This is a genomic window from uncultured Oscillibacter sp., from assembly GCF_910587525.1.
Lineage (GTDB): Bacteria > Bacillota > Clostridia > Oscillospirales > Oscillospiraceae > Oscillibacter.
Map to the genome: position 1 here is coordinate 1 of NZ_CAJULS010000160.1, position 4,392 is coordinate 4,392.

A 4,392-nucleotide genomic window follows, 5' to 3' on the forward strand; every position below is an offset into this window, starting at 1 on the left:
ATGAATAGGCAATTGATTTTAATCTGGCTACGTGCTATCCTGTCACCAGGTGTTTCACCTGCAAGTTACAAAGAAAGGTCGAGTTAAAAATGAAGAAAAAACTCCTTGCCCTGCTGCTGGCGGCATTGATGCTGCTGAGCCTGTGCGCCTGCGGAGGCGGCTCCGGTGATGACGCCGGCACCACGCCCCCTCCCGCCTCCAACACAGGCGATACCAACGAGCCCGCTGAGCCCGCTGAGCCCGCCGCCACCGGCTGGACCCCCAGCGAACCCGTGAACATGATCGTGGCCTACAAGGCCGGCTCCGGCACCGACAACACCGCCCGTGTCCTCAGCGCCTACGCCGACAAGTTCATCGGCCAGACCATCGTTATCGACAACCAGGAGGGCGGCTCCGGCTCCATCGGCTGGACGGCCCTGTCCCAGGCCAAGCCCGATGGCTATACCCTGGGCTTCGTGAACCTGCCCACCCTGTGCTCCAACATCGTGGAGGGCCTGGGCGACTATACCATGGAGGACTTCGTGCCCATCTGCAACCACGTCACCGAGACCTCCGTCATTCTGGTGGCCGCCAACAGCCCCTTTGACACCCTGGAGGATTTGGTCACCTACGCCAAGGACCATCCCGGCGAGCTGAAGGCCTCCACCAACGGCAACAAGGCCTCTAACCACATCGCCGCTCAGCTGCTGGCCACCACCGCCGGCTTTGAGTACACCGCTATCCCCTACGGCGGCACTGCCGACCAGCTGCTGGCCCTGCGCCAGGGCGAGGTGGACTTCTCCTCCGCCAAGCTGGCTGACTTTGCGGCGTTTACCTCCGAGGTGAAGGTCCTGGGCGTGTTCGACACCAAGCGTCTGGCCGAGTATCCCGACGTTCCCACTCTGGGCGAGGCGGGTTATTATGACCAGTGGTACGGCTCTGCCCGCGCCATCGTGGCCCCCAAGGACACTCCCCAGGAGATCATCGACTTCTACGCCGACGCCTTCAAGCAGACCATGGAGGACTCCGCCTATCTGGACGCCGCCGTCAAGGCCAGCGTCACCACGGAGTACATGGACCCCGCCGCTACCGCCGATCTGCTGAACGCGCAGTATATCTTCTGCACCGACACCGTCTCCTCCATCTGGGCCGAATAATTCCATAGAGCTGCGCGGGGCTTCACGCCGTGAAGCCCCGCATCCTTTTTCACGACTGAAATGTGAGGTTTGAGAGATGAAGAAAACCGATATCGGCGTTGTCGCATTTATGTATGCGATCTGCGCCCTGTTTCTGGTGATGACCCTGCGCCTCCCTGCCGCCGCCCAAACCTATCCCCTGTTCATCATCATCCTGCTGGCGGCCCTGACCACCCTGTACGTGGTGCAGATGGTCCGGGCGGCGAAAAAACGCGGCGTCACCTCTGGCCTGGAGGATTTCGAGGGATTCCTTCCCAAGCAGTTCTTCCCCATTCTGGGCATGGTGGTGCTGTACCTGGTAATCATGTACTTTGCCGGGTTCTACATCGCCACACTGGTGTTCATGGCGGCCTGCCTGCTGTTTTTGAAAGTCCCCAAGTGGCAGATCCTGCTGTCCACCGCTGTGATCCTGGTGCTGGTCTACTGCGCGTTTACCCTGTTCCTGAAGGTCAAGCTGCCCATGGGCCTGCTGTTTAAGTAAAGGGGGAGGACGACAATGTTAGAAACGTTAGCCCTGATGGGCCAGGGCTTTGTCAACGCCCTTGTTCCCGTCAATCTTCTGGCCATGGCCGCCGGCACCACCATCGGCATCGTCATCGGCTGTCTGCCCGGCCTGTCCGCCGCCATGGGCGTGGCTCTGCTGCTGCCCATGACCTTCACCATGGACGCCTCCACGGGCCTCATCATGCTGGGCGCCATCTACTGCGGCGCCATCTTCGGCGGGTCCATCTCCGCCATTTTGATCCACACCCCCGGCACTCCCGCCTCTGCCGCCACCGCCATTGAGGGCTATCAAATGACCCTCCAGGGCAAAGCCGGCAAGGCTCTGGGCACCGCCTGCATCTCCTCCTTCTTCGGAGGGCTCCTCTCCTGCATCTCCCTGTACTTCTTTGCTCCCCTGCTGGCCCAGCTGGCCATGAAGTTCGGATCCCCGGAGTACTTCTGGCTGTCCATCTTTGGCCTGACCATCATCGCCGGCGTCAGCTCCAAGTCCATGGTAAAGGGCCTGATCTCCGGCGCGCTGGGCCTGCTGCTCTCCACCATCGGCATGGACCCCATGGAGGGCGTGAAGCGGTTCATGTTCGGCCAGTCCTCCCTCTATGAGGGCATCAACACCACCTGCGCCCTCATCGGCCTGTTCTCCATGAGCCAAGCGCTGATCCTGGCGGAGCAGAAAATCAAGCAGCGGGCCCGGGCCACCAAGTTCAGCGACAAGATGATGCTGACCAGGAAGGAGATGAAGCAGATCGCCCCCACTGTGGGCCGCTCCTGGATCATCGGCAATCTGATCGGCATCCTGCCCGGCGCCGGCGCCTCCATCGCCTGCTTCCTGGGCTACAATACCGCCCGCCAGTTCTCCAAGGAAAAAGAGAAATTCGGCCACGGCAGCATTGAGGGTGTGGCCGGCTCTGAGGCCGCCAACAATGCCGTCACCGGCGGCTCCCTGATCCCCATGCTCACCCTGGGCATCCCCGGCGAGAGCGTCACCGCCGTGCTGATGGGCGGCCTTATCATCCAGGGCCTGACCCCTGGTCCTGACCTCTTCGTGGGCGAGACGGCAAAAATGACCTACACCTTCTTCGCCGGCTTCGTGCTGATCCAGTTCTTTATGCTGGGCATTGGCCTTCTGGGCTGCCGGGGCTTCGCCCAGATCTCCCGCCTGTCCGACGCCATTTTGATTCCCGCCGTCTCCGTCCTCTGCGTGGTAGGCTCCTACGCCATCCACAAGAACTTCGTGGACGTAGTCATTATGATGATCTTCGGCGTGCTGGGCTATCTCTGCCGCAAGTTCGACCTGAACACCGCCGCCATCGTGCTGGCGCTGATTCTCGGGCCCATCGGAGAGAAAGGCCTGCGCCGTTCCCTGGCTCTCTCCGGCGGCAGTCCCGCCATTCTCTTCTCCACTTCTGTCTGCTGGGTGCTCATCGCCCTGTGCGTCTTCGGCATCCTCTCCCCCATCCTCATGAACCGCATGGAGAAGAAGGCCGTGGAGCAGGCCGGCGGTGACATTCCCGGCGAGACCGGAGACGATCCCGTCCGAACCTCCGACTAAATCGCCGCGTTCTCATTTCGCAAATGCAAAAAGGGACCTGTCTTGAAAGACAGGTCCCTTTTACTGCGGTCTTCCGCCCCGTCAGGAGGGCTCCTGGTCCCGCAGCAGCCACGCGAAGCCGTTGGGCCACAGCTCGACAGTGCGGATATCGCCGTACCGCGTCCCATACATCAGCTCGGTGTAGTTCCCCGCCCGGTCCACACCGGCGCGGACAAACTGGCCGCTGAAGTTGAACAGACAAACCAGCTCTCGCTCTCCGGACCGGCGGCACAGGGCCAGTACCCGGCGGTCGCCGCTGTCCTCCACCCAAACATCGGCCCCGGCGTCAAAACAGGGCTCCCCGGCCCGGATGGCCTCCAGTCTCCGCAGGCCCTGGAACAGCTTGCCCTGACAGGTATCCGGGTCGTTCCGATGCCCGGCCGCCTCCCATTGGAAGGCGCCCCGGTGAATATACCGGCTGTCCTCCCGCTTGTCCGGGTCATCATGGTAGGTATCGTCGTTGAGCCGGCCGATCTCATCGCCGCTGTATATGACCGGGATACCGCTCTGGGACAGCATCCAGGCGTGAAGAGTTAAATCGCAGGCCAAGGCCCGCTCCAGCTTGAAGGGATCTCTCTCATATTCCGCGGCCTCCAGGCCGCACAGGGAGGCTGTAGTGCCGCACAGCCGGGCGTCCCCCAGACGGGGATCGTCATTGTAGAGTTCGCCGCGGGCGCAGCTGCCTGGGAATTTTCCGGTAAACCAGTCGTTGAGATACCGTTTGTGAGCCACCTCATCGACAGCGAAATTCCGGGCCAGCCAGGGGTAATCCAATCCCCAGCCGATGTCATCGTGACAGCGCAGATAGTTCAAGAACAGAAAGTCCCTGGGCAGGGCGCAGACGGTTTCCATCTGCCGCTTCAACAGGGAGACGTCTCCGGTGGCCAGCGTGTGCCAGGTGGTGGCCATGGTGGTGACATTGTAGAGCATATGGCACTCCGGCTTTTCGGGGGTACCAAAATAGGGGGCCACCTTGGCCGGCTCCATCACCACCTCCCCCAGCAGCAAAACGCTGGGACAGACAATCTCGCACACCATGCGCAGCATCCTGGCCAGGGTGTGGACCTGGGGCAGATTGCGGCAGTCGGTGCCCAGCTCCTTCCAGATGTAGGGGATGGCGTCCAG

General features: G+C 61.8%; 3 protein-coding genes and 1 pseudogene. 3 read left to right on the forward strand and 1 reads right to left on the reverse strand.

Features of this window, described 5'->3' with window-relative positions; all coding sequences use genetic code 11:
* Positions 1 to 89 precede the first annotated feature (89 nt).
* The 3 genes from QZ326_RS11450 to QZ326_RS11460 all read left to right on the forward strand — a co-directional run bounded on the left by QZ326_RS11450 (position 90) and on the right by QZ326_RS11460 (position 3,228).
* Positions 90 to 1,136, forward strand: coding sequence for a tripartite tricarboxylate transporter substrate binding protein (locus QZ326_RS11450; protein ID WP_295745281.1), 1,047 nt, complete (start codon positions 90 to 92; stop codon positions 1,134 to 1,136).
* Positions 1,137 to 1,212: 76 nt separating this feature from the next.
* Positions 1,213 to 1,656, forward strand: a complete 444-nt coding sequence (locus QZ326_RS11455) for a tripartite tricarboxylate transporter TctB family protein (protein WP_295745283.1) — start codon at positions 1,213 to 1,215, stop codon at positions 1,654 to 1,656.
* Between the two features lie 15 nt (positions 1,657 to 1,671).
* Positions 1,672 to 3,228, forward strand: coding sequence for a tripartite tricarboxylate transporter permease (locus QZ326_RS11460; protein WP_295745285.1), 1,557 nt, complete (start codon positions 1,672 to 1,674; stop codon positions 3,226 to 3,228).
* A gap of 81 nt (positions 3,229 to 3,309) precedes the next feature.
* Here QZ326_RS11460 and QZ326_RS11465 read toward each other — a convergent pair.
* Positions 3,310 to 4,392, reverse strand: a pseudogene (locus QZ326_RS11465) (amylosucrase); the annotation flags it as partial.

Excerpts from the sequence above, each read along its gene's own strand:
- QZ326_RS11455 (WP_295745283.1), top strand. The coding sequence starts at position 1,213 with ATGAAGAAAACCGATATCGGCGTTGTCGCATTTATGTATGCGATCTGC.
- QZ326_RS11450 (WP_295745281.1), top strand. The coding sequence starts at position 90 with ATGAAGAAAAAACTCCTTGCCCTGCTGCTGGCGGCATTGATGCTGCTG.
- QZ326_RS11460 (WP_295745285.1), top strand. The coding sequence starts at position 1,672 with ATGTTAGAAACGTTAGCCCTGATGGGCCAGGGCTTTGTCAACGCCCTT.